The sequence below is a fragment of the Streptomyces coffeae genome, from assembly GCF_016741875.1.
Taxonomy (GTDB): Bacteria; Actinomycetota; Actinomycetes; order Streptomycetales; family Streptomycetaceae; genus Streptomyces; species Streptomyces coffeae.
Genome location: NZ_JAERRF010000003.1, coordinates 348,417 through 374,240, shown reverse-complemented (window position 1 = coordinate 374,240; position 25,824 = coordinate 348,417). Strand labels below are relative to the sequence as shown.

Here is a 25,824-nt window from a genome sequence, read left to right as displayed (position 1 = left end):
GCCGGTGGCGAGCGCCGTGGCGCGCGTCACCCGTGAAGGTGAGTTGAGACCTCTTCGAGACATGTGCCAATCAGCAGGCGTGGATATGCCAGAGGCGATGAGAAAACCTCCGAATCCCCCAACTGGCTTCAGTTCCAAGGGGATTGAGGAATGCGCTCATGCAGAAACGTGCCTTCCGAATACCGATGGCGAATTCGCGCAGACTCCCCGCGTGCGCCCTACTATCGGCTGGCCATGACAGCAGCAGGGAAGCACCAGGTGGGCCGGTCGACCGGCCGCCGGTTAGGGCGGGCGGGTATCCGGGACGTGGCCGCCGCCGCCGGGGTCTCCATCACGACCGTCTCCGACGCGCTCAACGGCAAGGGGCGGCTCCCGGACGCCACCCGCCGCCATGTCCGCGAGGTCGCCGAGCGGCTGGGCTACCGCCCGTCCGCCGCGGCCCGCACGCTCCGTACCGGCAAGTCCGGCCTCATCGGCCTGACCGTGACCACGTACGGGGATGAACCTTTCACCTTCACCGAGTTCGCCTACTTCGCCGAGATGGCGCGGGCCGCCACCTCCGCCGCGCTCGCCCGCGGCTACGCCCTCGTCATCCTCCCCGCCACCTCCCGTCACGACGTGTGGTCCAACGTCGCCCTCGACGGCACGGTGGTGATCGACCCCTCCGACCACGATCCGGTCGTCACCGAGCTGCTCCGCCAGGGCATCCCCGTGGTCAGCGACGGCCGCCCGGCCGGCACCCTCCCCGTCACCGCCTGGGTGGACAACGACCACGAGGCCGCCGTGCTCAGCCTGCTCGACCATCTCTCCGAGGCCGGCGCCCGCCGGATCGGGCTGCTCACCGGGACCTCCACCGACACCTACACCCGGCTCTCCACCACCGCCTATCTGGACTGGTGCGAGCGCGTGGGCCAGGACCCGGTCTACGAGGAGTACCCCGCGCACGACCCCTGTGCCGGGGCCGTGGCGGCCGACCGGCTGCTCACCCGCCCCGACCGCCCGGACGCGGTCTACGGCCTCTTCGACCCCAACGGCACCGATCTGCTGACCGCCGCCCGCCGCTACGGACTGCGTGTCCCCGAGGACCTGCTGCTGGTGTGCTGCAGCGAATCGGCGGTCTACCGGACCACCGAGCCGCCCGTCACGACCCTCTCACTCAAACCGCGCCGGATCGGCACCGCGGCCGTACAGTTGCTGATCGACGCCATCGAGGGAGTCGACACCGACCACCCCGTGGAGCAGGTCATACCCACGGAATTGATGGTGCGGGCGTCGTCACAGCGCCGTCCGCCGCGTACGACGGTCAGCGCGCCGCGCAGCCGTGCCGGAGGCTGATCTGAGAGCGACTCAAGAATGACCCGAGCAGGACCTGGGGCCGATGGACTTCCCCTACCGGGCCAATCCGGGATAAAAGTCCGTCCAAGCAGGATCGAGCACCGATTGACAGCCCCCTGGTGCGTCACAAGCCCTCACCGTCATTCCTATGATGGGCGGACGACACCGCGGACCGCCGTCGACCAGGCAAGGTCCACAAGGTGGCACGGCGGCGCGATGGTGGAGGGGTCGATGACTCAGGGGGCCGGTCTGGAAGCCACGGCAGGGACCACGGCAGCGAACCCGCCCGTGCCCGCGTACGGGGCGTCCACGCCGCCCGGAACGGTTCCATCCGCGCCATCCGTGCCCTCGGCGCCCACCCCGTCGGTGCCCGTGGCACAGGCGCGGGTGCCGCGTGGTGAGTCACCGGCGCCCACGGCACCCTCCGCGCCCGCCTCCCCGGCGCCCGCGCCGTCCGCGCCGGAGCCCACCCCGGCAGCGCCCGCCCAGGCGCCGCCGCGGGAGTACACACCGACCGAGCGGCTGCCCGTCATGGGCCCGGGCCACACCATCCCGGACACTCCGCTGGTTCCCCCGCAGGACCGCCCCACCGTGGCGCTCACCCAGGTGCCCGAGCCCGAGGAGGGACCGCTCGCCGAGAGCGAGGGGCCCGGCCCGCTGTACGTCGTGGGCGATGTCCACGGCTACTACGACGAGTTGCGCGAGGCGCTCGCCGCCGAGGGCCTGATCGACGCCAAGGGCAACTGGTCCGCGGGCAACACCCGGCTGTGGTTCCTCGGCGACTTCACCGACCGCGGCCCGGACGGCATCGGGGTCATCGACCTCGTCATGCAGCTCTCCGCCGAAGCAGCCGCCGCCGGGGGCTACTGCAAGGCCCTGATGGGCAATCACGAACTGCTGCTGATCGGCGCCAAACGGTTCGGGGACACCCCCGTCAACTCCGGTGCGGGCACCGCCTCCTTCCAGGCCGCCTGGCTGCTCAACGGCGGCCAGCGCAGCGATATGGAGCGGCTGGAGGACCACCACCTGCAGTGGATGTCCCGGCTGGACGCGATGGCCGAGGAGGACGGCCATTTGCTGGTCCACTCCGACACCACCGCCTATCTGGAGTACGGCGACTCGATCGAGGCGGTCAACGACACCGTGACCGAGACACTCCAGCGCGCCGACGCCGACGAGTGCTGGGACCTGTTCCGCAAGTTCACCAAGCGGTTCGCCTTCCGGGACGAGGACTCCGGTCCGATGGCGGTCCGCGAACTGCTCGACGCCTACGGCGGGCAGCGCATCGTCCACGGCCACAGCCCGATTCCGTATCTGCTCGGCGAGGTCGGTTCCGAGGACGACGAGGATGGCGGCGCACCGGTGGTCGAAGGGCCGCATGTCTATGCCGACCAGCTCGCCGTGGCCATGGACGGCGGTGTCACAATGGCCGGAAAGCTGCTGGTCGTGCAACTTCCGCTGGACGACTGAGGGTTCAGCGAGCGCTTCAGTGGGCAGGTAGTGGGTTTCATCGGCGTGGGAGCAATTCGCGAAACTTGCTGTCACCTCGCGCCGGATCGGCTCTACCATCGGCTTATCCGTCGCAGGCTCTCCTCCGTTTCCGCCCGACTGCCCGGTGAAAGCCAGGCTTCAAGGCCCTACGGAGTATCGGGGGATGCACCATGAAAAGCGCTCCGCACCTGCTGACCGAGGACCGCCCGGAATTCGAGCGCGTTCTCGACGAGGCGCTGCGTACCGCGGACCTTCATCCGGACCTCACCGGCGCGGGGCGGCTGACCGCCGACCAGCTGCGCACGATGGCGCTCGGCGCCACGACCGCCATAGCGGCATGCGCCGGGCCGGAGTACCAGGACTTCGTGGAGGCGCGTGCCCGGCTGCGCGAGCCCGACCCGCCCCGCCCCCTCTCCGGAGGGCCGGGCGCGGCGGAAGGGGACGCTCCGGCGGGCCTCGCCGGGGCGGTGCAGGACGCCGCGGGGGCGGGGCTGGTGGCGATGCTCGCCGTGCTGGCCCCGGTGCTCGCGGGGACGGCCGCGATCATCTTCCTGCTCGTCGGCTATGTGCTGAGCGTCCTGGACCCCGCACCCTCCATCGCCCACCCCATGGTCACCGCGGGCTGGTTCTTCGCCGCGCTCGCCGCCGCTGCCATGCTGATCGCCGCCATCGGTCTGCTGCTCACCGCCCTGCGCAACGGCTCCAGCGCCATCAGGGGCGGGGCGCGCAGTGAGCAGATGGAGGAGATGGACCGGGCGAAGGAGGTGTGGCGGCAGGCCCTGATGGAGCGCGGTGTGCTGCCGTTCCTGCGCGAGGCGCTGGCGAATCCGTCCGCCCCCGCCCAGGCGCCTGGGGCCTATGTCCCCAGCAGGTCGGAGGCGGTCGGCCGGACCCCGCACCTGGGGTACAGCCGCCCCGGTTTCAGCACGGACGACGAGGGCCCCAGGGCCCGCCCGCGCTACAGCAGCCCGGACTACACCAGCCCGGACTACGGCGGGCCGGAGCACCAGCCCGACTGAGCGGATGTGGACACGGTTCCAGCATGACCCCGTACCACCGCACCGGCCACCCGGCCGCGTTGCCGCCCGAATCCGCCCGGTCTAGGCTCGAATTGACCAAAGGTGCACCTCGATCGATGACATCGGCAAGAGGGGCAGTGGGATGCCTGCGACGAAGAAGATCCTGGTCGTCGTCACCAATGTCGACGAGTACGAGAACGCCGGGATGCGGACGGGGCTCTGGCTCGGCGAGCTGACGCACTTCTGGGACGTCGCCGAGCGGGGCGGCTACAGCATGGACCTCGCGAGCCCGTCCGGCGGCAAGGTGCCGATCGACCCGGAGAGCCTCTCCCACGACGTGCTGGCCGAACTGGGCACCGGCAAGCGCTATGCGGACCGGGCGTTCATGGATCTTCTGGAGGACACCAAGAAGATCTCCCAGGTGAACCTGGAGGACTACGACGCCATCTACCTCACCGGCGGCCACGGGGTGATGTACGACTTCCCGCAGAGCCAGGACCTGGAGGACCTGATGGCGCGGTTCTACGAGACCGGCCGAGTGGTCTCGACCGTCTGCCACGGCGCGACCGGGCTGCTCAATGTGACGCTCAGCGATGGGGAACCCCTGGTCAAGGGGAAGCGGGTGACCGGGTTCTCCTGGCCGGAGGAGGAGCTGGCGCAGCGGGCGGACGCGGTGCCCTACAGCCTCCAGGAGGAGCTGAAGAAGCTCGGCGCCGACTACAGCACGGCCGCCAAACCGTTCGACACCTATGTGGTCGAGGACCAGCGGCTGATCACCGGCCAGAACCCGGGCAGCGCACGGGCGGTGGCCGAGGCCGTCGTCAATCGGCTGGCGGCCGCCTGACCGGTGGCGGGCCGGGGGGTGCCTCGGTGGCGGTGAGCCGCAGCAGCGCCTCTCCGGTGGCGTACAGCTCGATCAGCAGCGGGCGCAGCGCCAGGCCCGCTTCGGTCAGCGCGTAGCGGGTGCGCACCGGGAAGCCGCGCTGTCGCTCGACCGTCACCAGACCGCGCTCCCGCAGCGAGCGGAGCCGTTCACTGAGCACCTTGGCGGACAGCTCCGGCAGCAGGGCGCGCAGCTCGGTGAAGCCGCGCGGCCCGCCCATCAGCTCGCGGAGCAGCAGGGTCGTCCAGCGCCCCGAGATCGCGGCGAGCGCGGCCTCGACCGGGCAGTCCGGTTCGGGCCGACGGGTGCGGCCGGACCGGCTCGGCACCAGGTCCTCGTCCCAGTCCTGGCGGGGCTCCCGGTCCTGGGGGTGAGTTTCCGTTTGGTGACCCACATCGGCGGACGCTTGGCTGGCCGTATGACGCATTCCCCCAGTGTGCGGCTTGCGACCGAGGCCGCCGGTCATCCCCATGCCTTCGCCGCGGCCTTCAACACCTTCGACCCCGAGGCCCTCGACCAGGTCTACGAGACCGACGCGGCCTTCGTCCCCGAGCCGGGCCGGATGGTTACCGGGGCCGAACGGCTGCGCGCCAACGCGGAGTTCCAGCGGTTGCGGGTGCCGATCCGGGTCATGCCCCGCCATACCTACACCGTCGGCGATCTGGCCCTGCTGATCGTGGACTGGATCGTGGCGGGCACCGCGGCCGACGGCAGCGAGGTCCGCATCGAGGGCACGGCGACCGATGTCGCCCGCCGCGGTCCCGACGGCCTCTGGCGCTACGCCATCGACGTCCCCTTCGGCACGGCCCCCGCCACACCCGCCTGACACCGAGGCCCACCGTTGAGCGGCCCCGGCTCGGAACGGACCCGCTCAACGGTGGACAAGGACAGCGTCGGGCCGGGGACGGCTGCCGCGGTCAGTCCGCGATCGGCAGATAGACGCGGTTGCCCGCCTCGGCGAACTCCTTCGACTTCTGGAGCATCCCGGCCTCGATCTCGTCGCTCGAGGCGCCGTCCGTGCCGAAGCGCTCGCTGATGTCTCTGCTGATCTTCATCGAGCAGAGCATTACTTGATGCCACACATGGCGCTACAGTCGTCCCCACAACCCGCCATGAAGCGAAGGGGAACAGCTGTGGGCAAGCGCGACGAGGTCATCAGCCGGTTACGAGGAGTTCCCGAGGGGGTACCGTCCGTCGAGGAAGTCCGGGCCATGCTGGCTGCGGACCCCACGCTCAAGTGCGTCACCTGCTACGCACGGATCTCATTCGACGGCCGGGTGAAAGACGCTCACGGCATCGAAGACCAGCACCGTGGCATGACCGAGGAAGCCCGCAAGCTGGGGTGGCTGGTCGTCTACCGCTACACGGACAACGACAAGAGCGCCAGCAAGGAGAGCGTGGTCCGTGACGACTTCGAACAACTCCTAGCCGACCTCGCCACAGGCACCACACCCGAGGGCTACCCCATCCACGGCGTCATGGCTGTGAATGATGACCGCCTCTATCGACGACCGAGCGACTGGGAGCGCTACCTGAAGGCGTTCACCTCACACGAAGGGCGCGTCTACCACGACTCGAACGGCGTCCAGGACCTGTACGCCGAGGGGTTCGAGATAAAGGGGCTCGTGGGCGTCGCCATGTCGCTCAGCGAGACCAGGAAGAAGCAGCGGCGCACCCGTAACAGTCACCGCAGCCGGGCACTCCGAGGCCAGTCCGTCGCAGCGTGGCGCCCCTTCGGATGGGAAGACGACAAGATCACGCTACGTCCGGAGGAGGCAGAGGCCATCCGGCAAGCAGTGAAGGACGTGATCGCTGGAGCCTCCATCTCGGAGATCACGAGGAGGTGGCAGAAAGCAGGGTTCATCACCAGTCGTGGCAACCCCTTCCAGTACCAGACCGTCAAACAGGTGCTCCAAAACGCACGACTCTGCGGCTACCGAGCGATCAAGGGTGAGTTGGTCCGTGACGGTGACGACCAGCCGATCGTGGGCGAGTGGGATGCCGTCATCACCCCTAAGCAGTGGTTCGCCGTCACGGCAAAGATCAGGGAAAGGGGAGGTAGTGGGGCCGGGGTGCCCCGCGGTGGACTCGTCCACAAGTACCTACTGACCGGAATTCTCCGCTGCGGCAACGTGCTGGAGGACGGCACGACCTGCAACGGCAAGATGGTCGGCATCAAGGCGAATGACTGGCTGAGGTACGAGCACGCGTACACATGTAAGGGAACAGTGGACGGCGGTTGCCATAAGACGTACAAGCGCGGCGACAAAACGGACGACATCATTGAGAAGTTGGTGATCAAGAAGCTGAAGAAGGAGGCAGCGAGCAAGGCCAAAGACGTACCGGACTGGGACAAGGCCGAGGCACTTAAGCGGGCCGTCAACAGCCGAAACGAGCTGGAGCGTCGTTGGCACGACGACGAGGACACGGAAATCGACGACGAGACGTTCTTCCGCAACCTGCCTGTGCTGGAGCGACGCCTCAAGGACCTTCGCGCTGATCGGCGCAACCACGAGGCGTTGAAGGCCGAGGCAGAAGCCGCCAAGGAGGACATCGAGAAGTCTTGGGACTCCAAGACGCTGACGCAGAAGCGCACGGCCATCAAGAAGGTGCTGATTGCGGTCGTTGCCCAGCCAGGTGGCAAGGGCAACAAGGCTTTTGACCCGGAACTACTCAAGCCCGTGTGGAAGACTTCCGAGTGAGCTGAAGGCCGAGGATCTCCCCCAGACTCCGCAACTGATCATCGGAGAGTGGGGGAGATTCACGCAGTTGCCGTTCAATCCATGCGTTGACGGCAGCCGCCTCACGCTCTGTCTTTGCATCATTCGTCTCTTGGCCACTCAGACGCCATCACCGACCCAGCGGTCATGGTCTTCATTTGCCAACTCGCTTGGGCCTCCTTGGCCGTCCAGTAGTCACACGTCACTTGTCATCACTCGTACTTACGAGTGATGACTATGCATGTCTTGACGACAGGAGGCAACTACTTATGCTTACGAGTGACATCAGGTCACGTCAGGACCCGCCGACCCACAGGTGACGAGGAGAGCCCGGCATGGGAGAGATCCAGCGACCCGGAGCGCTGTACCAGCAGGTTGCCGCCGAGATCCGCAGCAGCATCGCGGCAGGCGAGTACAAGCCCGGGGCCCCGCTCCCCTCAGAGGCCCAGCTCATCGAGCGCTACAAGGTCAGCCGACCCACCGTCCGCAAGGCCATCGCCGCACTCCGCGCCGAAGGGCTGATCGAGGTCATCCACGGCAAGGGCAGCTACGTCCGTGCCTTGCCTGCCCCTGCGGTCACCATCGAGCGGACCATCACCCGCAGCGGGAAGACCTTCCGCACCGGCCACCACGCGTGGCAGCAGGTCGAGGAACCGGCCATCTACCGCACCAAGACCACGGCGGCCACGGGCGCTTTGCTCGGACTCGGCGAAGGGGAAGCGCTCTTCGGTGTCGACCGGCTGCTGACCGATCCCGACACCGGCACTCGCGCGCTCCATCGCGTACTGATCCCGTTCGCCACCGCCGACCAGGCCGAGCAGCTAGCCCAGGCGCCGGACACCGAGCCGGAACAGATCTATGCGATCCTCACCGCCGCCGGGCACAAGCTCACCTGGCACGAGAGCGTCAGTGCCCGCATGCCGCTCCCCGATGAGCGCAGCACGCTGGACACCCCGGACGCGACCCCGATCCTCCACACCGCCCGCGTCACACTCGGCAACGAAGACTGCCCGCTAATCCTTGAAGAGCTTCGCGCCAGCGCCGACCGCGCCCAACTTGGCTACCGGATCACCGCTGACAGCCCCCGCCAACTCCGCGCCGTCTGAGCCCCGGTCCGGCGAACTGTCGAAATCTGTCTTCACTTACTCAAGGGCGCGCCTTGCGGCGCGCCGGGCGGTCTGGCCGCCCCGCCGGGCTGCGGCGTGGCCGCCGGTCCCGTTGGGCGCCCACCGCCCACACACCACCGCGCCATGAGTGTGCAGGCACGGCCGACCGCCGTCGGGGCTGGGGCGTTGTGGCTGGTGGCCGACGGCCTCCGATGCTTTAGGCAGCCACCACGGGGCGAGCCTCTAAGAACAGGGGGCCAATCGGTCGCAAACGCGGGCAGGATCACAGACCCGCCCGATTCGCCGGGCCAGCGTAAGGCCCCCTGTTCTCTCGCCCCGTGGCAGCTCCCGCCCAAAGCCTCTACGGCCGGCGGCGTGCCCACAGCGCACCACTCAGGCACCGCGCGCCCACCACCGGCCGCCCCGCTCAACTCGCCCTGCCCAGCCTGGCCGCCGTCACCCGAGCCAGCATCGCTATCTCTCGCGCCGTCGCCGCCGACAACTCCAGCCGCACCACCCCCGCCCCATCTGTCCCGGCGGAGGCGCGCAGCCGCACCCCGCTCGTGTCCACTCCGACAAGCCGCAGCGCGTCGCCCAGCTCGGAAGCCGCCTCCCTGGCCTCCCGCCAACCACTCACGTAGTCCACCCCAGGCACCCACAGCACCGCGTCAAGGTCCGACTCGTCTCCGGCGAATTCCCCGTCCCCCATACCGCACATCGTGTGTTCAAGTCCCCTTCCACGCATGCTCGCTGACATCTGGCATGCCGAGCCCACCGCGTCCGAACACGCCAGCGGCCCCGGTACCATCGGCACCGGGGTTTGTGATCAATCCCCTGCCGGACCACCCCGAGCTGTCCAGGCGAAGGGGGTGGTCCGGCGTTGCTTCTTCGGTTGTTGCGCGTGATCCAGACCGGAGCTGTCTCAGTACTGCTGGCGACCACCGGGGTAGCGGACCGACTTCCGGCACTCGGGGGCATCCACCGGCGGAGTATCCGGAGCGAGCGCGAAGCACAGGCCCGCGTGGAGCTGCTCCGCCTCATCCACGGACAGCACCAGCGGAGCAAGCGCCACATGCTTGCCCAGCCGGACGATCCCGAATGGCACCGTGAGACAGCCGTCCAGATCACGCCGTACGCGCAGTCCCGCAGGGGTGGCCTCCAGCCGCCACCCGGACGTAATCCGCCGGTCCGGGCTCACTCGTCCACCTCGCTCGCTCCAACCGGTCCATCGTCGTCGGACACCGGCAGACGCCTGCCACGACTCTCCGCAACCCGGAGAGCATCACGCAGCGCCTCGACCAGACGGCTGGAGAGAAAGCGCAGCTCTCCGGGCTCAGCCTTCGGATTACCGAGCAGCGCACCAGCGTGATCAAGGAGTTCAGAGCCCATGCGGAGCTGCACCGCTTCCATATCGTCCGCAAGCTGCGACAAGAACCCCTCGCCGTCCGCATCGGACACCAGGTAGCACGGCTTGCCAGCAGGCCCCGACCACGGCAGCAGACGCGGTTGCGCACTCATCCGATCACCGCCCCATGTAGAGCACTGACCGACTCCACGCGACAGCGAACCTCCCGGCGGTCTTCCTGACGGCGCTCATGCGCGACCACATACGGCCGGACCAGACCAGTGCCCGGGACGTCCACACCAGGCGGCATCCATACGTGAGCCGGGGGAACACGCATCAGACGAACTGTCGGAGTGTCCAGGCACCGGGCGGCTACCCCGATTCGGACGTCGCGATGACGTCCCGGAGCAGGTAGCAGCAGCTGTAACAGCCATTCCACGAATCGAGCGGTACTCTTCCGCACGTTGACGCTCCTCTACAGCGTTGGCCGTGCCCCGGACGGCTCACCCCCGTCGCGGGGTCTTCCCTTAGGCAACATCGAGACAGCGTCAGCGGGTACCGTTCTCAGGGGTGTTGAAGGGTGTTGATTTCACCGTCGCTTGTGAACGAAGGCCGTGAGTCATGAAGACGCCAAACGAAGACCTCGCCGAATGGCTTGAGCGATCGCACATGAGCCAAGGCGAATTAGCCCGACGAACCAAGGCGAAGGCCAAGGAATGGGGCCAGCCGCATATTTCGTCTGATACGAGCAGCGTTAGACGATGGTTGCAAGGAGAGCGCCCCCGCCCGCCTGTGCCCGACATCCTGGCTGACGTGTTCTCAGCAGCCGTCGGACACCGCGTCACGACATACGACTTGGGGTTCGGAGACAACCCCCCGTCAGACCGGGGGCTTGTGTACAGCCCATCCTTCACGGCTACCGTGGAAGCCGTCGCCGACTTGGGGAGGGCCGACGTGGATCGCCGGAAGTTCCTAGCCGCCACACCGTTTGCTGCGGTGGCAGGCATCGGTCCATCACGTGACTGGCTACTCAGCACTTTTGATCAGCAACCCGGGCCCGGTCCAAAGGTGAGGCTCGAAGACGTGAGCGCCGTCCGAAACATGTTCGGCGTGTTCCAAGAAATGGACATCTTCCAGGGCGGGGGGTCGGGCCGCCTCACCCTTGCCGCCTACATGAACACTCACGTGTTTCCCTTGCTTCGACGTACGCACACCGAGCAGGTTCGCCGTGCTCTGTGCGAGGCCGCCGCAGAGCAGACCTATTTGCTTGGATGGATGGCCTACGACAACGGGGAGCACGGAACGGCTCAGCGGTACTTGATCCAGTCGCTTCGACTGGCCGAGGAGTCACACAACGCTGCCCTGGGCGCTCACGTGCTGGCAGGGATGGCGGATCAGGCAACTCTCCTCGGACACCCCGAGGAAGGGCGCAGGTTGGCACAGGCAGGCCGCGCCGGACTGGCCAAGGCTTCATCTCCCGCCTGTCTGGCCGACCTATGGGCCCTGGAGGCCCGAGCATGGGCGAGGCTCGGAGACAAGCGAGCAGCGGCCTCCGCAGTCGCCAAGTCCGAAGCTACCTATGCAGGCGCACGGCCCGAGGAAGAGCAGGAGTGGGCGACGTTCATCGATCCGGCCTACTTGCACGGCGAGCACGCCAACACCTTCCGCGATCTCGGCCAGGCCGACCATGCCGAGGAACACGCCCGGCAGTCCATCGAGCATGCCCGTAAGCAGAAGCGCGCCCGCCGTGGCGCCATGTCGCAGGCAGCACTGGCTGTGTCACACCTCCAGCGGAAAGACTTGGAGGCAGCGCACTCGGCAGGTCTGCGGACACTGTCCCTGTCGCGGCAGGTCAAGTCGTCCCGAGCGGTGGAGGCTGTGCAAGACCTACAGCGACGCATGAAGCCATTCGGCAAGCACCGGCTCGTAGCCGACTTCAACGAACGGGCACGCGAGCTTACAGCCGCCTGACAGACCCAGTGCAGAACCCGCTAGCCCCCTGACGAAGGTCAGGGGGCTTCGGTTTGAAAGAGGCCCGGGTCAGCTGTCCACGGCAAGCCATCGCTTCGACCGGGGCGAGGGTCAGTCAGCGATGGGGAGGTACACGCGGTTGCCTGACTCGGCGAACTCCTTGGACTTGGCCAGCATGCCCGCCTCAAGCTCTTCGTCGCTGAGCGCGTCAGGCTGGCCGGGCCCGAACCTATCTATCACTGCTTTACTAATTTTCATCGAGCAGAACTTCGGACCGCACATCGAGCAGAAGTGCGCCGTCTTGGCGGGCTCGGCCGGGAGGGTCTCGTCGTGGAAGGAGCGTGCGGTGTCCGGGTCGAGGGCCAGGTTGAACTGGTCCTCCCAGCGGAACTCGAACCGCGCGTCGGACAGCGCGTCGTCCCACTCCTGGGCGCCCGGGTGGCCCTTGGCCAGATCGGCGGCATGAGCGGCGATCTTGTAGGTGATCACGCCGGTCTTGACGTCGTCGCGGTCCGGCAGGCCCAGGTGCTCCTTGGGGGTGACGTAGCAGAGCATCGCCGTGCCCCACCAGGCGATCATCGCCGCGCCGATGCCCGAGGTGATGTGGTCGTAGGCGGGGGCGATATCCGTGGTGAGCGGGCCCAGTGTGTAGAAGGGCGCCTCCTCGCAGATCTCCTGCTGGAGGTCGACATTCTCCTTGATCTTGTGCATCGGGACATGGCCCGGCCCCTCGATCATGGTCTGGACGCCGCGCTCCTTGGCGATCCGGTTGAGCTCGCCGAGGGTGCGCAACTCGGCGAACTGCGCCTCGTCGTTGGCATCCGCGATCGAGCCCGGCCGCAGTCCGTCACCCAGCGAGTAGGTGACGTCGTAGGCCGCGAGGATCTCGCAGAGCTCCTCGAAGTGCGTGTAGAGGAAGCTCTCCGTGTGGTGGGCCAGACACCACGCCGCCATGATCGACCCGCCGCGCGAGACGATGCCGGTCTTGCGGCGGGCGGTCAGGGGTACGTACGGCAGCCGGACGCCGGCGTGCACCGTCATGTAGTCGACGCCCTGCTCGGCCTGTTCGATGACCGTGTCCTTGTAGATCTCCCAGGTCAGCTCCTCGGCCTTGCCATCCACCTTCTCCAGGGCCTGGTAGAGGGGCACGGTGCCGATGGGAACGGGGGAGTTGCGCAGCACCCACTCACGGGTGGTGTGGATGTTGCGGCCGGTGGACAGGTCCATGACCGTGTCGGCGCCCCAGCGGGTCGCCCAGGTCATCTTCTCCACCTCCTCCTCGATGGAGGACGTCACGGCGGAGTTGCCGATGTTGGCGTTGACCTTCACCAGGAATCGCTTGCCGATGATCATCGGCTCGATCTCCGGGTGGTTGACGTTGGCGGGGAGGACGGCCCGGCCCGCCGCGATCTCCTCCCGGACGACCTCGGGGGAGACGTTCTCGCGGACCGCCACGTACTCCATCTCGGCCGTGATCTCGCCCCGCCGGGCATAGGCGAGTTGCGTCACCGGGGCGCCCTCCCGGCCGCGGCGCGGCTGGCGCGGACGGCCGGGGAAGACCGCGTCGAGATTGCGCAACCCGCCCCGGGGCGAGGTGTGTTTGAGCCCGTCGTCCTCGGGCTGGACCGGACGGCCCGGGTACTCCTCGGTATCGCCTCGGGCGATGATCCAGTTCTGCCGCAGCGGGGCCAGCCCACGGCGGACGTCGGTGTCGATCTGGGGGTCGGTGTACGGGCCGGAGGTGTCGTACAGCGTCACATCGCGGCCATTGGTGAGGTGCACTCGGCGGACCGGGACCTGGATGTCCGGGCGCGCACCCGTGACATATCCCTTGTGCCACCCGATGTCGGCGGCGTTCTCGCGCATGCGTGCATCCTGCTGAGTCATGAGACCCACTCCCTACGCCGGCATTACCCGGTAACAGGTTCAGCGGTCGGCGCAGCTGTCGCGTCAGCGCCCTCTCAGCCCGGTGCTCCGAGCTCCCGCGTTTGCAAAGGTGCCCCCACGCTAACGGTTCTCCGGCGGAACTGAACAGGGGGCCCGTCCCTCTCCCGGCGAGTTGCGATGATGCGGGCGTGACCCCGACGCCACAGCACCCCCAGGCCGGACGGGACGGCACGCCCGGCCCGCCGCCCGCCCACGACCACCACAACGACGGCCACGGCCATGCGCACGGCGCTGGTCACGGCCACAGCCATGCGCACGCCCATGGCCCGGCCACTCCCGTCTCCGCCCGCCTCCGCAAGGTCATCGCGGCGGTGCTCATCCCCTTCGCGGCGGCCGTGGCCGCCGGGCTGATCGTGCTCTGGCCGGGCGGTACCCCCGACCATGCGGCGGGGCAGCGCAGCGGGCTGGGCTTCGACCAGCAGACCGTCTCCGGACGGGTGGTGAAGGTCGAGGAGGTCAACTGCGCGGACGCGGGCGCCCAGCCGCAGCAGCCCGCCGAACCGGGTCAGGGCGGCGCGGCGCAGAACGGGAGCGGCGGCGGCGCGGGCGGTGCGAAGGGACGCTGTGAGAAAGCCACCATCGAGGTCACCTCGGGCAAGGACAAAGGCCGCCAATTCCCCGAAATCATCCAGCCCGACGCTTCACGGAAGCTCACGTCCGGGCAGGAGCTGAAACTGGCGTACTCACCCAAGGCACCGGAGAACCTCCAGTACTCCGTCTCCGATGTCGAGCGGTCGATGCCGATGGCACTGCTCGCCGGGCTCTTCGCGCTCGCCGTGGTGGCGGTCGGACGGCTGCGCGGGGTCTTCGCGCTGGTGGCGCTGGCCATCAGCTTCGGGGTGCTGACGCTGTTCATCCTCCCGGCGATCCTCCAGGGCTCCAATCCGCTGATGGTCGCGGTCATCGGGGGCAGCGCGATCATGCTGCTCGCGCTGTACATGTGCCACGGGCTGACGGCCCGGACCTCCGTGGCCGTCCTCGGCACCCTGGTCTCCCTGCTGCTGATCGGCGTGCTGGGCTCGGTGTTCATCGGCTGGGCGAGCCTGACCGGCAATACCGACGACCAGACCGGTCTGGTGCACGGCCTCTACCCGGACATCGAGATAAGGGGACTGCTGCTGGCGGGCGTGATCATCGGCTCACTCGGGGTGCTGGACGATGTGACGGTCACCCAGACCTCGGCGGTGTGGGAGCTGCGGGAGGCGGATCCGACGGCGAGCCGTCGGAAGCTCTACGCGGCGGCGATGCGGATCGGGCGGGATCACATCGCCTCCGTCGTCAACACGCTGGTGCTGGCGTACGCGGGCGCGTCGCTTCCGCTGCTGCTGCTGTTCTCGATCGCGGACAGCGGTGTGGGCACGGTGGCGACGAGCGAGATCGTCGCGGAGGAGATCGTACGGACGCTCGTGGGCAGCATCGGGCTCGTCGCCTCGGTGCCGGTGACCACGGCGCTGGCCGTGCTCGTGGTCTCCGCGGACCGCACACCGCAGGCCGCGGCGGGGCGCGGAAGGACCACGGATCAGGCGGACGTCCCGGGGCAGCCGGGACCGCGCGGTGGCCGGGGCGGACGCGGCAAGCGCCGCCGGGCGCGGGCACGTTGAGCCATGGACACCGGCACGGGCGCGGCAACGCCCGTGCCCCCCGCGGGGCTTACCGGTCTCCGGCTGCCCCGCTATCCCGCGTACCGGTCCTCGGCGAGGATGCGGTCCAGCTCCGCGTCGAGGTCACCGACCGGATCGCAGGCCTTGGGCTCCTCGCCGAACGGGACCAGCCGGTCCGTACGGTCCAGGAAGGCCACCAGCGGTGCGGCTCCGGCCCGGAACAGGGCCCGCTCACTGCCCACTTGGAGTCTGATGAAGACGTCGGAGAGACCCTCGGGCGCGGCGGGGGCGATCCGCACATCTCCCTCGCCGGTGGGTCTGCTCAGCCCGTCCAGTAGCAGCTCACGGGCGAACGCCCAGCTCACCGGGGCATCACCGGGCAGATGGAAGGTGATCTCCACCGCGTACGGATCGCTGCTGTCGTAGGACAGCTCCACCGGGATCCGGAAGGAGAGGTCCTGCGAGACCAGGAAGGTCATCGTCACTTCCGCCTGGACTGTGTCACGCATGTCACGCATCGTTCGCCGCCCCGAGTTGTTTGCGAGTGGCCAGGTGTGAGCCGATCGGCAGGGAGTTGAAGGCTTGGCCGACTCTGGAGCGTAGCGACTCGATTGCGGGGCGGAGTCGGTTTGCCTCATGTGAGGGAATGGAAATCGCCAGAGTTGCCATGGCGGAGGCGGTGTGCGGGCCTGCGGAATCGGACGGCCGGAGCGGTGCGGGCGGGCGATCGCGCTTGTCACGCCGATCCGGGCAGTACCGGGCCGGAGCGCGGGAGTTCGGGGCCGGCTCACCGGCCGTATCGATGTTCGCTGTCGTCAACAGGCACCCCCGGGGTGTGTTGCGAGGCAGACGCCGAGTAGAAGTACGCCGAGGACTCGCACTCTAACGGGAGGGGTGCCACGGGGCCGGTGTCCGCTCCGCGGTGTCCCTCGCGCGGCGTACCCGCGCGGGAACCGGGGCCGCTCACCGGCCGCGCGCTCAGCGGCGGAAGCGCACGCGGTGGCTCACCAGTCGCCGCGGGAGGACGAGGAGGAGCTGAACTTCCGCACCAGGTAGATCAGACCGGCGACCAACGCCACCAGCAGCAGCGCCTTGAAGACCAGCCAGACGACGAACCCGACCACAGCCATGATCAATCCGCCGAACACGGCCAGGACGAGGACCGGTATCGCGATCCAGGTCACCCACCACGGCAAGCCCTGGAATATGCCCTTCGTGGCCACGCTGATCCCTGCTTTCGTCGTGAGCCCGGTCGGTCCTCGGTCCGATCGCCGACGGCCGGGTCTCCCCTGCCATCGATGCTAGGGCGGGACGGAAGCCCGCGGAGGGCCCGCGACCCCCGTCCTCCCCTGACCGAACCCCTACGGGACCCTGGGCCCCGCCTCAGCTCTCCGGTGGAGAGAACACCACCATGACCCGCAGGTCCTCGGTGATGTGGTGGAACTTGTGGGCCACACCCGCCGGTACGTACACCACGCTGCCGCGCGCCACCTGGGTCGTCTCCATCCCGACCGTGATCGACGCCCGGCCGCTCAGCACGAGGTACACCTCGTCCTGGCCGTGCGGCGACTGCGGATCGCTCTGGCCCGCCTCCAGCGCGTACAACCCCACGGACATGTTCCGCTCCCGCAGGAACTGCAGATACGCGCCGTCGTTCGCGGCCCGCTCCGCCTCCAGCTCATCCAGCCGGAACGCCTTCATCTTCCACTCCACCCCTGCCTGCCGGACCCCTGACTGTTGCGGGGCCTGTCTGCGACGATCTCAACCATGAAGAATTTTTTCGTCAAGACACTCGCGAACGCCGGAGCCCTCGGCGTCGCCATCTGGCTGCTCAAGGACATCACGCTCACCGGTGAGAACACCGGCCGCAAGACGATCACGCTCATTCTTGTCGCCCTGGTCTTCGGCGTGGTGAACGTGGTGGTGAAGCCGATCGTCAAGGTGCTGGCGTTCCCGCTGTTCATCCTGACCCTCGGGCTGATCACCCTGGTGATCAACGCCCTGATGCTGCTGCTGACCTCCTGGGTGGCCGGAAAACTGGATCTGGCCTTCCATGTCGAAGGCTTCGGCACCGCCGTGCTCGGTGGCCTGATCATTTCCATAGTCGCCTGGGCGCTCCACATGGTGCTGCCCGACGACGACTGATCACCGCCGGGGATGATGGGAGGCATGAGAGTTCCGCTGCCCTACCGTGTCTGCTTTGTCTGCACTGGCAACATATGTCGCTCCCCGATGGCCGAATCCGTTGTCCGCGCCCATGCCCGGGAGGCCGGGCTCGACGGCCGGGTCGAGGTGGACAGCGCGGGCACCGGCCCCTGGCACGAGGGCGACGGGGCCGACCACCGCACCGTCGCGGTGCTCACCGCCCACGGCTATGAGCAGGACCACATCGCTCGGCAGTTCCGGGCCGAGTGGTTCGACCGCCTCGACCTGGTGATCGCCCTGGACAGCGGCCATCTGCACGAGCTGCGCGCGCTGGCCCCGACCCCGCGCGACGCCGCCAAGGTGCGGCTGCTGCGCGGCTACGACCCGGACGCCGACCCGGACACGCCGGGCGGCCTCGATGTGCCGGACCCCTACTTCGGCGGGACGGACGACTTCGAGCAGTGCCTGGAGATGGTCGAGGCCGCCAGCGGCGGACTGCTGGAGGCGGTCGAAAGGGCCCTCGCCGCCGCGGAGACAGCGGAGACGACCGCGGCCCCGAGCACGACCGAGAGGGGCGGCGAGCCAGCCGCCGGGAAGGAAGCCGTATGACCGGCGACGGCACCCGCGCGGTACGCGCCGGACTGCCCGAGGCCGAGCCCCACGAGCCGACACTGCCGGGCCCGGTCTTCGCCGCCCACTACCACCTGCCCGGGGACGCCACCGGCCCGTACACCTACGGCCGGGACGCCAACCCCACCTGGACCCTGCTGGAGCGGGCGATCACCGAGCTGGAGTCCCCGGACTCCGGTGCCGAGACGATCGTCTTCGCCTCCGGTATGGGCGCGATCTCGGCCGTCCTGCTGTCCCGGCTGCGCCAGGGCGACACGGCCGTCCTGCCCTCCGACGCCTATCAACTGCTGCCCGCGCTCATCGAGCGCCTGGAGGGCTACGGCGTCACGGTGCGCACCGCGCCCACCGCGAACGACGCCCAGCTCGCCGCCCTGGACGACAGCGTGAAGCTGCTGTGGCTGGAAACCCCGTCCAACCCGGGCCTGGACGTCTGCGACATCCGCCGCCTCGCCGACGCGGCCCATGCGCGCGGTGCGCTGGTGGCCGTGGACAACACCCTCGCCACCCCGCTCGGCCAGCGCCCCCTGGAGCTCGGCGCGGACTTCTCCGTCGCCAGCGGCACCAAGGCGCTCACCGGCCACGGCGATGTGCTGCTCGGCTATGTCACCTGCCGTGACCCGGAGTCGGCCGCCTCGGTGCGCGCCTGGCGCAAGACGGTCGGCGCGATCCCGGGCCCCATGGAGGCATGGCTCGCGCACCGCTCGCTGGCCACCCTCCAGCTGCGCATCGACCGGCAGTCCGTGACCGCCCTGGCCCTCGCCGAGGCGCTCACCGGTCGGCCCGAGATCACCGGGCTGCGTCACCCCGGACTGCCGGACGACCCTGCGCACCGGTTGGCGGCGGCGCAGATGCGCGGTGGGCGCTTCGGCTGTGTGGTCTCCTTCACCCTCCCGGACAAGAAGCACGCGGAGCGCTTTCTGACCGGGCTGCGGCTGGTGGACAACGCCACCAGCTTCGGCGGGGTGCGCTCCACGGCGGAGCGGCGCGGACGGTGGGGCGGCGACGCGGTCCCGGAGGGCTTCATCCGCTTCTCGGTGGGCGTGGAGGACCCGGACGATCTGATCGCCGATGTGCTGCGCGCACTCGACGGGGCCCGCACCCCGGCGGATGGCTGAATGCCGATGGGTACGCATGCGCGGGCGGGCGTCTCAAGCCTCCCCCCTCGTGGCTCGAGACGCCCCGGTGCTCCGCATGGAGAACCGCTCGATTAAGGCTAGTTGACTCAGCGTCAGTGTCCAATCACAGTAGCGACATGGACCTATCGGCATATTTATAGTTGTCCTGCGGCGGAGGTGCGTCGAGGCGAGGGGAACGCATGGATCTGGCCCTCTTACGCACCTTCGTCATGGTGCACCGAGCCGGGTCGTTCACCCGTGCCGCCGGACTGCTCGGGCTCTCCCAGCCCGCCGTCACCGGCCAGATCCGCACCCTGGAGAGACAGCTCGGCCGCCCCCTCTTCCGCCGCACCGCGCGCGGCGTGGTCGCCACCACCGTCGGCGATGAACTGGCCCACAAGGTCGCCCCGCATCTGGACGCGCTCCTGGAGATCGCCGAGGCGGGCCTCGACAACACCTCTCCCCTGCGCACCCTGCATCTCGCGGGACCACCGGAGTTCACCGCGCTGCGCGCCCTGCCCGCGCTCACCGCGCTCGTCGCCCAGGGGCTCGCCGTGCGGTGTGCCTTCGGCAGCACCGAGGAGCTGTTCGAGGGGCTGAGCGCCGGCCACCACGATCTGGCCATCGCCACCTCCCGGCCGCGCGGACGGCTGCTGGAGGCAGCGCCGCTGTGCGACGAGGAGCATGTCCTGATCGCGTCCCCGCGCTGGGCCGCCCGGCTCGGCGGCCCCGCCGTGATCCAGGTCAAGGGCGCCGGTGTGCTGGAGGCGCTGCCCGTCGTGGAGGTGCACGAAAGCCTGCCGCTGGTCACCCGCTACTGGTCGGCCGTCTTCGACAGCCAACCGGTCACCTCCGGCACGGTCATCGCGCCCGATCTGCGGGCCGTGCTCACCTGCGTCGCGCGCGGCGCCGGACTCGGCGTGCTCCCGCGCTATCTGTGCATGGACGCGCTGGACGCCGGGGAGGTCGTGGCGCTGCTCAACCCGCCGGTGCCCCCGCTGAGGACCTATTTCCTGGCGGTACGGACCGGAGCGCTCGCGCTGCCGCATATCGCCAAGGCGTACGACTGGCTGCTGCGCTCCGCTGTGGACTGGTGAGTACCTGGTTTCATCGGCGGACGGCTGCGGCAGATGTCCTGCATGACCGAACGACCCGTGGTCAAGCGCACCGCCCGTGCCATCCTGCTCGACGGCGAGACCGACCCCCGGATGGTTCTGATCAAGCGGACCAAGCCCGGTCGGGCGCCGTACTGGATCACTCCCGGCGGCGGGGTGGAGCCCGAGGACAGCACCGTCGTCGACGCCCTGCACCGCGAGGTGGACGAGGAACTGGGCGCGAAGGTGACGGATGTGGTGCCCGCCTTCGTCGACACGGTCCCGTACCCCGGTGAGGGCGAGGAGGGGCCGGAGGGCGTGAAGGTGCAGCACTTCTTCGTCTGTCGGCTGGCCTCGATGGACCTGTCGCGGCGGCACGGCCCGGAAGTGGACGAGCCCCGCGGGGAGTACGAGGTGGTGCGCCTCCCCTTCACCCGCGAGGGCATCGCCTCGGTCGAGGTGGTGCCGCCGTCGCTGCGCGCCTATCTCGACGCCAACATCGAAGGGGTGCTCGCGCTGCTCGCCGACGACCTCGGCTGAGCCCCCGGCTACGCCGGCCCGGCCGTGCTCAGCGGAACCAGCCGCCGAAGGGCTGCTGACCGCCCGCGTGCGCCGCCCGCTGCCGCGCCTCCGCGAGCACCCGCTCGGCCTCCTGGCGCCATGCCTCGGGGCGCGACGGCTCCGGCGTTCCGTCCGCCGGCCGCTCCCCGGCCGACCGGGTCGCCGGGCTGCGGCGTCCCTCGCGCGCCTCGGCCGCGGCACCGAAGAAATCGCCGCCCTTGCGCTTGACGTCGTCCGTGCCCCAGGCCCGCTCCTGGCCGTGGCCCTGGTCATGGACGCCGCCGCGCCGCTGGGCGGGCACCTTCTGGAGATGGGGGATGTGTTTGGCGCAGTGGATGTACGCCTCCTCCACCGTCACCTCGACCCACACCGCCGCCCGCCGCCCCGGCACCGGGTCGACCGGAAGGCCGGGGTGGGCCGCGCGCATCTCGGCGTCCTCCACCACCCGGGCCCGGCCGTTGACATGGAGACCGATCCGGTACCGGAGAAAGTCGATCATGAGGATGCCGAGGTGCGGGTTCTCCTCGATGTTGCCCAGGCTGGCGAGCACACCGTTCCCCCGGTATTCGGGGTAGGCCACGGTGTGCTCGTCGATCACCCGCAGGAACCCGGGCGGCCCGGCCCGGAAGGTGCTGTCGCACTCACCGTGCCGGTCGGCGGTGGCCAGGAAGAACATCTCCTGGCTGCCGATGAACTCCCGCATCCGGACGTTGAGGTGGTCGAGCACCTGCTCGTCGTAGAAGCGGTCGGCGCGGTCGGCCGTGCCCAGACGCGCCTGTAGCAGGTGTTCACCATCGCTGCCCGGACGTCCGGTGCGTACTTGGTGCTCCTCGCTGTCCACCGTCTCTCGTCCCCGTTCCCGATCGCCATTGATCGTGCTGACCCTTGGAAGTTGCTGACCGCTGGTTCCTGACCGCTGATGGTTCCTGACCGCTGATGCTGTTGGTAGCTGGGTGTTGGTATCCGGCTGTTGGGTTCCCGGCCGTCGTTCCGGCCCGTTCCTAACCTCCCGCCGCCACCAGTTCCTCGAGCGAGTCGTGCCGTATCCGGTCGGGCGGGATGCCGGCGCCCCGCAACGCGTCGACACCGCTGCGGATCATCCCGGGCGGCCCGGAGAGATACGCGTCGAACGCGCCCCACGGGCCGTACTGCCGCACGGCGTCCGGGAGTCTGCCGCTCAGTCCGTTGGTCGGTCCGTCGGAGACGACCGGGCGGACCGAGAGCCAGGGGTGTGCCTGCGACAGCCGCAGCATGGTGTCGATGTCATAGAGATCGTGATCGTTGCGTGCGCCGTAGAAGACCTCGACCGTCCGCTGGCGGCCGTGCTCGGCGACGTCCTCGACCATCGCCTTGATCGGCGCGATCCCGGTGCCGCCACCGAGGCAGAGCAGTCCGTTGTCGCTGGAGTGGTCCACCGTCATCGAACCGGTGGGCGGGCCGAGCCGGATCACATCGCCGGGACGGGCCCGGTTCACCAGCGCGGACGACACCCACCCGGCCGGAATCGCCTTGATGTGGAAGGAGAGCAGTCCGTCGGAGCGCGGCGCGGCGGCGAACGAGTAGTGCCGCCACACCCGCGGCCACCACGGCGTCTCCACCGAGGTGTACTGGCCCGCGAGAAAGGGGTACGGCTGGTCCGGCCGGACGGTCACCACGGCGATGTCGGAGGTGCGCCGCTCATGCTCGACCACCTCGGCGTGCCACCACGCCGGTGCCTTCCGCTCGTCCTCGGCCGCCGCGTCGATCATGATCTGGGAGATCGCGGTGTAGGCGCGCACCCACGCCGCCTCGGTCTCCGCGCTCCAGGAATTCACGGCGTAGTGGGTGAGCGCGCCGATCAGGCACTCGCCGACCGCCGGGTAGTGCTCGGGCTGGGTGCCGTACTTACGGTGCCCGCGGCCGAGCCCGGCGAGGTACTCGGAGAGCACATCGGGGTCGTCGACGAGCTTGGCGGAGGTCAGCAGCGCCTTGAAGAGCCGGTCGCGCTGGGCGTCCATGGCGGCGGGGAACAGCGGCCGCAGTTCGGGGTGCTGGACGAAGAGCAGCGCGTAGAAGTAGGCGGTGACCTTGTCGCTCACCGGCTCGATCTCGGCCATCGTGCGGCGCACCAGGATCGCGTCGGGAGAGGCGTTCCCGGGTGCGGTGAAGGCGGCGCCGGAGGCTGGTGATTCGGGTGCCGGGGTTCCGGGTGCCGGGGTTCCGCGTGCCGGGCGGACGTTCTCGGAGGTGGCCGCCTCGTCGGAGCGCTGATGCTCCTCACGCCGGGCGGCGGGCGGAACGGTCCCGGCCGGTGGGGCGGAGTGGGCCGGGGCCGCGGGGGCTGGGGCCGCGGGGGCGGATCGCGCCGCGGAGTTGCCGGGCCGCGCGGGAGGCGGCGGCGGGGCCTGGGGGCGGCGTTCGGCTCCCGTACCGACCGGCCGTATCGGGTTCACCGGCCGCCGTGGCGCTCGCTCCCCGGCCTCCCGGTCCGGAGCGCCGCGGCCTGGGGTAGGGGACTGGTCCTCGGCCGGTTTCCTGCTCGGGGTGAACCAGCCCCATTCGCCACTGTTTCCGCCGGAACCGTCGTTACCGGCCGACGACGTGGTGGTCGGAGCGTCCATGGTTGCCTCGCCTCGAACATCTTTCTGTCGGTCTTCGCACTTTCACAGACGGAAAGCGCCCGCAATTCACCGCTCTGGCGCGCTGGTTCATGTGAGATCGATCCTGGCGTCCCGCTCCATAACTCGCTGTCCACGCAGCTTGCCACGCGTGTTCTCGGCACCGGCAACATGCCCGAAGTCCAGGAAACAGGGGCTGCGCTCCCGTTACGCTGGTTGGCCGGGCTGGCCGCTTGAGGCCGGTCCCGCCACAGCGTCCTGGGCAGAACCGGACTCGACCCTACCGGGCGCCGTTAAATGCACAAGCCCCACACAGGGGGCCCTCCATTACACCCGACAACTCTGGTAAAACCCGTAGTTACCGACGGTTGCCTGTCAATTCGTAAGCACCCCGAAGATCGTGTCCGCTATACGCACACGATGCGATATCGCTCACATGGTGGTCGGCGTTCACCGCGACTGAGTACGGAACTACGGCGAACAGCTCGGCGTCCGACATCGAATCGCCGTAGGCCACACAGTCGGCTCTGGTCAACCCGAACGTCGCGCACAGTTCATCGGCGATGCGCACCTTCGAGGCCGGTGTGAGGATGCCCGCCGGATCCAGCGGCTCCCGGAACGGCACCGACGGCCAGGCCGAACCGTGCGTGGCGTCCGCACCCCACTCCAGCAGCCGTTCCACGAAGAAGCCCGGCGAGAGCGAGATCACCGCACAGCGCTCACCGCGCGCCCGGATGTCCGCCCACACCTCGCGTATCCCGGTCAGCCACGGCGCCCCCTCGAAGGCCGCCGTCACCTGCTTCTCCGTCAGCTCCGCCCACAGCGCGACGGCCTTCTCCGCGAACTGCGCGGTGCTCAGCCGCCGCTCCGCGAAGGCCCGTTCCAGCTCGTCGATCTCCCGCTCCAGGCCGAGCTGACGGGAGATCTCGATGGCCGCGGCCGAACCGCGGATCAGCGTCCCGTCCAGATCGAACAGATGCAGTCTCGTCATGGCAGCCGAGCGTAGGGGCATATGCGGCGAGACCGCCTCCCGAAGTAGCCGGGGATACTCCCGCCGTCAGACGCCCCAACCGCCGCGCCGCGCGACCGTGAGGGGCATGCAGCAGCTCAAACGCCCCGTCCGCCGGGCCCTCCTCGTTGTCCATGTCGTCGTCTCCGTCGGCTGGCTGGGACTGTCCCTGGGGCTGCTGGCCCTGGGCATCACCGGTGCCACGGCCGGATCGGCCGAGTCCGCCGGAGCGGCGTACCGGTCGATGAACGTCATCGGCGACTGGCTCCTCATTCCCATCAGTCTGCTGGCCCTGGTCAGCGGGGTGGTCCTGTCCCTGGGCACGCCCTGGGGGCTGGTCCGGCACCGCTGGGTCGCCGTGAAGCTCTGGCTGACGCTGATCACCACCGGCGCCACGGCCTTCGCCCTGCGCCCGACCATCAACGACGCCGTGGCCGATGTCGCGGCGGGCCGGGAGGTGGGTGACGCCGCGAGCCTGGTGGCGGCCCCGGCGGTCAGTCTGAGCGTCTATGTCTTCCTCACCGCGATCTCGGTGGTGAAGCCGTGGGGGCTCACCGCGCGGGGACGGCGGCTGCGCGCCGCCCGGCGCCGATGACACGGTCCGTCGGTGCGGCGGTGATCCGGGGCAATATTTGCAAACGCGGTCAATTTCGCCGCTGGACTATCCTGGAACCCGGCTCACGGTCGAGCCCCGGCCCATCGGGGCCGTCGAGCCAGCGAAGGAGGGGTCCCATGCCGGACGTATCGCACGGCACCACCGCCCCGGCGTCCACCCCCGCATCGGCCGGCGGACAGGCCCTCGCCCAGGGCTGGTGTGCCCTGTCCTCCCTGCACAGCCGCATCGAGGCGCATATCGAGCGTGCCCTCCAGGCCCGGCACGGGCTGAGCGTCCGCGAGTTCTCCGTGCTCAACGTGCTCAGCGGCCAGCACGACGGTGAGGGCGGCCATCTCCAGATGAAGCAGGTCGCCGACTCCGTCGCGCTCAGCCAGAGCGCCACCACCCGCCTGGTGACCCGGCTGGAGGACCGCGATCTGCTCTCCCGCTACATCTGCCCGACCGACCGCCGCGGGATCTACACCAACGTCAGCCCCGAGGGGCTGAAGCTGCTGGAGGAGGCGCGGCCGACGAACGACACCGCGCTGCGCGAGGCGCTCGAGGACGCCGCCCGGCGGCCCGAGCTCGCACCCTTGGTCGCCGCCGTCGAAGGGCTGTGGCCCCCGGCGCCCGCGTAGCGGCTGCTGACATCCGGCGGAG

Annotated in this window: 28 protein-coding genes; 16 read left to right on the top strand and 12 right to left on the bottom strand. The window is 69.2% G+C overall.

The window, feature by feature from the left end:
* Window positions 1–234: 234 nt before the first annotated feature.
* From JK363_RS06400 to JK363_RS06385, 4 genes are all read left to right on the top strand, one after another.
* Window positions 235–1,335 carry a LacI family DNA-binding transcriptional regulator gene (locus tag JK363_RS06400; RefSeq protein ID WP_201872314.1) on the top strand — a complete coding sequence of 367 codons (1,101 nt, stop codon included), beginning with the start codon at window positions 235–237 and terminating at the stop codon, window positions 1,333–1,335.
* 216 nt (window positions 1,336–1,551) lie between these two features.
* On the top strand, window positions 1,552–2,805 hold the full coding sequence (locus tag JK363_RS06395) for a metallophosphoesterase (RefSeq protein WP_236075588.1): 1,254 nt from the start codon (window positions 1,552–1,554) through the stop codon (window positions 2,803–2,805).
* A 191-nt stretch (window positions 2,806–2,996) separates the two neighbouring features.
* Window positions 2,997–3,845, top strand: a complete 849-nt coding sequence (locus JK363_RS06390) for a hypothetical protein (protein ID WP_201872311.1) — start codon at window positions 2,997–2,999, stop codon at window positions 3,843–3,845.
* 142 nt (window positions 3,846–3,987) lie between these two features.
* Window positions 3,988–4,689 (top strand): type 1 glutamine amidotransferase domain-containing protein, encoded by a 702-nt coding sequence (locus tag JK363_RS06385; RefSeq protein WP_201872310.1) that lies wholly within the window; start codon window positions 3,988–3,990, stop codon window positions 4,687–4,689.
* Here the strand turns inward: JK363_RS06385 and JK363_RS06380 are convergent.
* On the bottom strand, window positions 4,667–5,155 hold the full coding sequence (locus tag JK363_RS06380; protein ID WP_201872309.1) for a winged helix-turn-helix transcriptional regulator: 489 nt from the start codon (window positions 5,153–5,155) through the stop codon (window positions 4,667–4,669). The genes JK363_RS06385 and JK363_RS06380 overlap by 23 nt on opposite strands.
* On the opposite strand from JK363_RS06380, the gene JK363_RS06375 reads away from it, so the two are divergent.
* Window positions 5,147–5,554 carry a YybH family protein gene (locus tag JK363_RS06375; protein WP_201872308.1) on the top strand — a complete coding sequence of 136 codons (408 nt, stop codon included), beginning with the start codon at window positions 5,147–5,149 and terminating at the stop codon, window positions 5,552–5,554. The two genes, JK363_RS06380 and JK363_RS06375, sit on opposite strands and share 9 nt — an antisense overlap.
* Window positions 5,555–5,645: 91 nt before the next feature.
* Here JK363_RS06375 and JK363_RS06370 read toward each other — a convergent pair whose 3' ends face one another.
* The gene (locus JK363_RS06370) at window positions 5,646–5,783 is read right to left on the bottom strand and encodes a hypothetical protein (RefSeq protein WP_201872628.1); all 138 of its coding nucleotides are present in this window, start codon (window positions 5,781–5,783) and stop codon (window positions 5,646–5,648) included.
* Window positions 5,784–5,861: 78 nt separating this feature from the next.
* Between JK363_RS06370 and JK363_RS06365 the strand changes: the two genes are divergently transcribed.
* On the top strand, window positions 5,862–7,430 hold the full coding sequence (locus JK363_RS06365) for a recombinase family protein (protein ID WP_307821630.1): 1,569 nt from the start codon (window positions 5,862–5,864) through the stop codon (window positions 7,428–7,430).
* A 353-nt stretch (window positions 7,431–7,783) separates the two neighbouring features.
* On the top strand, window positions 7,784–8,554 hold the full coding sequence (locus tag JK363_RS06360) for a GntR family transcriptional regulator (protein ID WP_201872306.1): 771 nt from the start codon (window positions 7,784–7,786) through the stop codon (window positions 8,552–8,554).
* A 427-nt stretch (window positions 8,555–8,981) separates the two neighbouring features.
* On the opposite strand, the gene JK363_RS06355 is transcribed toward JK363_RS06360, so the two are convergent.
* The 3 genes from JK363_RS06355 to JK363_RS06345 all read right to left on the bottom strand — a co-directional run bounded on the left by JK363_RS06355 (window position 8,982) and on the right by JK363_RS06345 (window position 10,072).
* Entirely contained in the window at window positions 8,982–9,263 is a 282-nt protein-coding gene (locus JK363_RS06355) for a hypothetical protein (RefSeq protein ID WP_236075587.1), read from the bottom strand.
* A 213-nt stretch (window positions 9,264–9,476) separates the two neighbouring features.
* The gene (locus JK363_RS06350) at window positions 9,477–9,752 is read right to left on the bottom strand and encodes a hypothetical protein (RefSeq protein ID WP_307821629.1); all 276 of its coding nucleotides are present in this window, start codon (window positions 9,750–9,752) and stop codon (window positions 9,477–9,479) included.
* Window positions 9,749–10,072, bottom strand: a complete 324-nt coding sequence (locus JK363_RS06345; protein ID WP_201872303.1) for a hypothetical protein — start codon at window positions 10,070–10,072, stop codon at window positions 9,749–9,751. Before JK363_RS06345 ends, JK363_RS06350 begins: the two co-directional genes overlap by 4 nt.
* 448 nt (window positions 10,073–10,520) lie before the next feature.
* Here JK363_RS06345 and JK363_RS06340 point away from each other — a divergent pair, with 448 nt between their 5' ends.
* Window positions 10,521–11,870, top strand: coding sequence for an NsdA family TPR-like regulatory protein (locus JK363_RS06340; protein ID WP_201872302.1), 1,350 nt, complete (start codon window positions 10,521–10,523; stop codon window positions 11,868–11,870).
* Between the two features lie 111 nt (window positions 11,871–11,981).
* Here JK363_RS06340 and thiC read toward each other — a convergent pair whose 3' ends face one another.
* Window positions 11,982–13,757 (bottom strand): phosphomethylpyrimidine synthase ThiC, encoded by a 1,776-nt coding sequence (gene thiC / locus JK363_RS06335; RefSeq protein ID WP_201872301.1) that lies wholly within the window; start codon window positions 13,755–13,757, stop codon window positions 11,982–11,984.
* Between the two features lie 188 nt (window positions 13,758–13,945).
* On the opposite strand from thiC, the gene JK363_RS06330 reads away from it, so the two are divergent.
* The gene (locus JK363_RS06330; protein ID WP_201872300.1) at window positions 13,946–15,418 is read left to right on the top strand and encodes a YibE/F family protein; all 1,473 of its coding nucleotides are present in this window, start codon (window positions 13,946–13,948) and stop codon (window positions 15,416–15,418) included.
* A 71-nt stretch (window positions 15,419–15,489) separates the two neighbouring features.
* On the opposite strand, the gene JK363_RS06325 is transcribed toward JK363_RS06330, so the two are convergent.
* The 3 genes from JK363_RS06325 to JK363_RS06315 form a co-directional block, all read right to left on the bottom strand.
* Window positions 15,490–15,927, bottom strand: coding sequence for an SsgA family sporulation/cell division regulator (locus tag JK363_RS06325; RefSeq protein ID WP_201872299.1), 438 nt, complete (start codon window positions 15,925–15,927; stop codon window positions 15,490–15,492).
* Window positions 15,928–16,422: 495 nt separating this feature from the next.
* A complete protein-coding gene (locus JK363_RS06320; RefSeq protein ID WP_201872298.1) occupies window positions 16,423–16,641 on the bottom strand; it encodes a DUF5326 family protein in 219 nt (72 codons plus the stop codon).
* Window positions 16,642–16,801: 160 nt separating this feature from the next.
* Complete coding sequence (locus JK363_RS06315; protein WP_201872296.1) at window positions 16,802–17,119, bottom strand: cupin domain-containing protein; 318 nt, start codon at window positions 17,117–17,119, stop codon at window positions 16,802–16,804.
* 66 nt (window positions 17,120–17,185) lie between these two features.
* Between JK363_RS06315 and JK363_RS06310 the strand changes: the two genes are divergently transcribed.
* From JK363_RS06310 to JK363_RS06290, 5 genes are all read left to right on the top strand, one after another.
* Window positions 17,186–17,563, top strand: a complete 378-nt coding sequence (locus JK363_RS06310; RefSeq protein WP_201872288.1) for a phage holin family protein — start codon at window positions 17,186–17,188, stop codon at window positions 17,561–17,563.
* Window positions 17,564–17,650: 87 nt separating this feature from the next.
* A complete protein-coding gene (locus JK363_RS06305; protein ID WP_236075586.1) occupies window positions 17,651–18,172 on the top strand; it encodes a low molecular weight protein-tyrosine-phosphatase in 522 nt (173 codons plus the stop codon).
* Window positions 18,169–19,308: a cystathionine gamma-lyase gene (locus JK363_RS06300; RefSeq protein ID WP_201872285.1), complete on the top strand. Its 1,140-nt coding sequence runs from the start codon at window positions 18,169–18,171 to the stop codon at window positions 19,306–19,308. The genes JK363_RS06305 and JK363_RS06300 overlap by 4 nt, the downstream gene beginning before the upstream one ends.
* Before the next feature lie 200 nt (window positions 19,309–19,508).
* On the top strand, window positions 19,509–20,405 hold the full coding sequence (locus tag JK363_RS06295) for a LysR family transcriptional regulator (RefSeq protein ID WP_201872284.1): 897 nt from the start codon (window positions 19,509–19,511) through the stop codon (window positions 20,403–20,405).
* A 42-nt stretch (window positions 20,406–20,447) separates the two neighbouring features.
* Window positions 20,448–20,942 (top strand): NUDIX domain-containing protein, encoded by a 495-nt coding sequence (locus tag JK363_RS06290; RefSeq protein ID WP_201872283.1) that lies wholly within the window; start codon window positions 20,448–20,450, stop codon window positions 20,940–20,942.
* Window positions 20,943–20,970: 28 nt separating this feature from the next.
* On the opposite strand, the gene JK363_RS06285 is transcribed toward JK363_RS06290, so the two are convergent.
* The 3 genes from JK363_RS06285 to JK363_RS06275 form a co-directional block, all read right to left on the bottom strand.
* On the bottom strand, window positions 20,971–21,804 hold the full coding sequence (locus JK363_RS06285; RefSeq protein ID WP_307821628.1) for a pyridoxamine 5'-phosphate oxidase family protein: 834 nt from the start codon (window positions 21,802–21,804) through the stop codon (window positions 20,971–20,973).
* A 160-nt stretch (window positions 21,805–21,964) separates the two neighbouring features.
* Complete coding sequence (locus JK363_RS06280; RefSeq protein ID WP_201872281.1) at window positions 21,965–23,563, bottom strand: globin domain-containing protein; 1,599 nt, start codon at window positions 23,561–23,563, stop codon at window positions 21,965–21,967.
* 355 nt (window positions 23,564–23,918) lie between these two features.
* On the bottom strand, window positions 23,919–24,551 hold the full coding sequence (locus JK363_RS06275; RefSeq protein WP_201872280.1) for an HAD family hydrolase: 633 nt from the start codon (window positions 24,549–24,551) through the stop codon (window positions 23,919–23,921).
* A gap of 106 nt (window positions 24,552–24,657) precedes the next feature.
* On the opposite strand from JK363_RS06275, the gene JK363_RS06270 reads away from it, so the two are divergent.
* Together JK363_RS06270 and JK363_RS06265 are read left to right on the top strand one after the other, a co-directional pair.
* Entirely contained in the window at window positions 24,658–25,164 is a 507-nt protein-coding gene (locus JK363_RS06270) for a DUF2269 domain-containing protein (RefSeq protein WP_201872278.1), read from the top strand.
* Window positions 25,165–25,301: 137 nt separating this feature from the next.
* On the top strand, window positions 25,302–25,802 hold the full coding sequence (locus JK363_RS06265; protein ID WP_201872276.1) for a MarR family winged helix-turn-helix transcriptional regulator: 501 nt from the start codon (window positions 25,302–25,304) through the stop codon (window positions 25,800–25,802).
* The last annotated feature ends 22 nt before the right edge of the window (window positions 25,803–25,824 follow it).

What these genes read in the sequence shown, in the direction of transcription:
- JK363_RS06280 (WP_201872281.1), bottom strand. Translation starts at nt 23,563, where the DNA reads ATGGACGCTCCGACCACCACGTCGTCGGCCGGTAACGACGGTTCCGGC.
- JK363_RS06370 (WP_201872628.1), bottom strand. Translation starts at nt 5,783, where the DNA reads ATGAAGATCAGCAGAGACATCAGCGAGCGCTTCGGCACGGACGGCGCC.
- JK363_RS06355 (WP_236075587.1), bottom strand. Translation starts at nt 9,263, where the DNA reads ATGGGGGACGGGGAATTCGCCGGAGACGAGTCGGACCTTGACGCGGTG.
- thiC (WP_201872301.1), bottom strand. Translation starts at nt 13,757, where the DNA reads ATGACTCAGCAGGATGCACGCATGCGCGAGAACGCCGCCGACATCGGG.
- JK363_RS06385 (WP_201872310.1), top strand. Translation starts at nt 3,988, where the DNA reads ATGCCTGCGACGAAGAAGATCCTGGTCGTCGTCACCAATGTCGACGAG.
- JK363_RS06310 (WP_201872288.1), top strand. Translation starts at nt 17,186, where the DNA reads ATGAAGAATTTTTTCGTCAAGACACTCGCGAACGCCGGAGCCCTCGGC.
- JK363_RS06400 (WP_201872314.1), top strand. Translation starts at nt 235, where the DNA reads ATGACAGCAGCAGGGAAGCACCAGGTGGGCCGGTCGACCGGCCGCCGG.
- JK363_RS06380 (WP_201872309.1), bottom strand. Translation starts at nt 5,155, where the DNA reads ATGCGTCATACGGCCAGCCAAGCGTCCGCCGATGTGGGTCACCAAACG.
- JK363_RS06315 (WP_201872296.1), bottom strand. Translation starts at nt 17,119, where the DNA reads ATGAAGGCGTTCCGGCTGGATGAGCTGGAGGCGGAGCGGGCCGCGAAC.
- JK363_RS06325 (WP_201872299.1), bottom strand. Translation starts at nt 15,927, where the DNA reads ATGCGTGACACAGTCCAGGCGGAAGTGACGATGACCTTCCTGGTCTCG.
- JK363_RS06290 (WP_201872283.1), top strand. Translation starts at nt 20,448, where the DNA reads ATGACCGAACGACCCGTGGTCAAGCGCACCGCCCGTGCCATCCTGCTC.
- JK363_RS06270 (WP_201872278.1), top strand. Translation starts at nt 24,658, where the DNA reads ATGCAGCAGCTCAAACGCCCCGTCCGCCGGGCCCTCCTCGTTGTCCAT.
- JK363_RS06395 (WP_236075588.1), top strand. Translation starts at nt 1,552, where the DNA reads ATGGTGGAGGGGTCGATGACTCAGGGGGCCGGTCTGGAAGCCACGGCA.
- JK363_RS06340 (WP_201872302.1), top strand. Translation starts at nt 10,521, where the DNA reads ATGAAGACGCCAAACGAAGACCTCGCCGAATGGCTTGAGCGATCGCAC.
- JK363_RS06390 (WP_201872311.1), top strand. Translation starts at nt 2,997, where the DNA reads ATGAAAAGCGCTCCGCACCTGCTGACCGAGGACCGCCCGGAATTCGAG.
- JK363_RS06300 (WP_201872285.1), top strand. Translation starts at nt 18,169, where the DNA reads ATGACCGGCGACGGCACCCGCGCGGTACGCGCCGGACTGCCCGAGGCC.
- JK363_RS06275 (WP_201872280.1), bottom strand. Translation starts at nt 24,551, where the DNA reads ATGACGAGACTGCATCTGTTCGATCTGGACGGGACGCTGATCCGCGGT.
- JK363_RS06345 (WP_201872303.1), bottom strand. Translation starts at nt 10,072, where the DNA reads ATGAGTGCGCAACCGCGTCTGCTGCCGTGGTCGGGGCCTGCTGGCAAG.
- JK363_RS06360 (WP_201872306.1), top strand. Translation starts at nt 7,784, where the DNA reads ATGGGAGAGATCCAGCGACCCGGAGCGCTGTACCAGCAGGTTGCCGCC.
- JK363_RS06265 (WP_201872276.1), top strand. Translation starts at nt 25,302, where the DNA reads ATGCCGGACGTATCGCACGGCACCACCGCCCCGGCGTCCACCCCCGCA.
- JK363_RS06305 (WP_236075586.1), top strand. Translation starts at nt 17,651, where the DNA reads ATGGCCGAATCCGTTGTCCGCGCCCATGCCCGGGAGGCCGGGCTCGAC.
- JK363_RS06375 (WP_201872308.1), top strand. Translation starts at nt 5,147, where the DNA reads ATGACGCATTCCCCCAGTGTGCGGCTTGCGACCGAGGCCGCCGGTCAT.
- JK363_RS06295 (WP_201872284.1), top strand. Translation starts at nt 19,509, where the DNA reads ATGGATCTGGCCCTCTTACGCACCTTCGTCATGGTGCACCGAGCCGGG.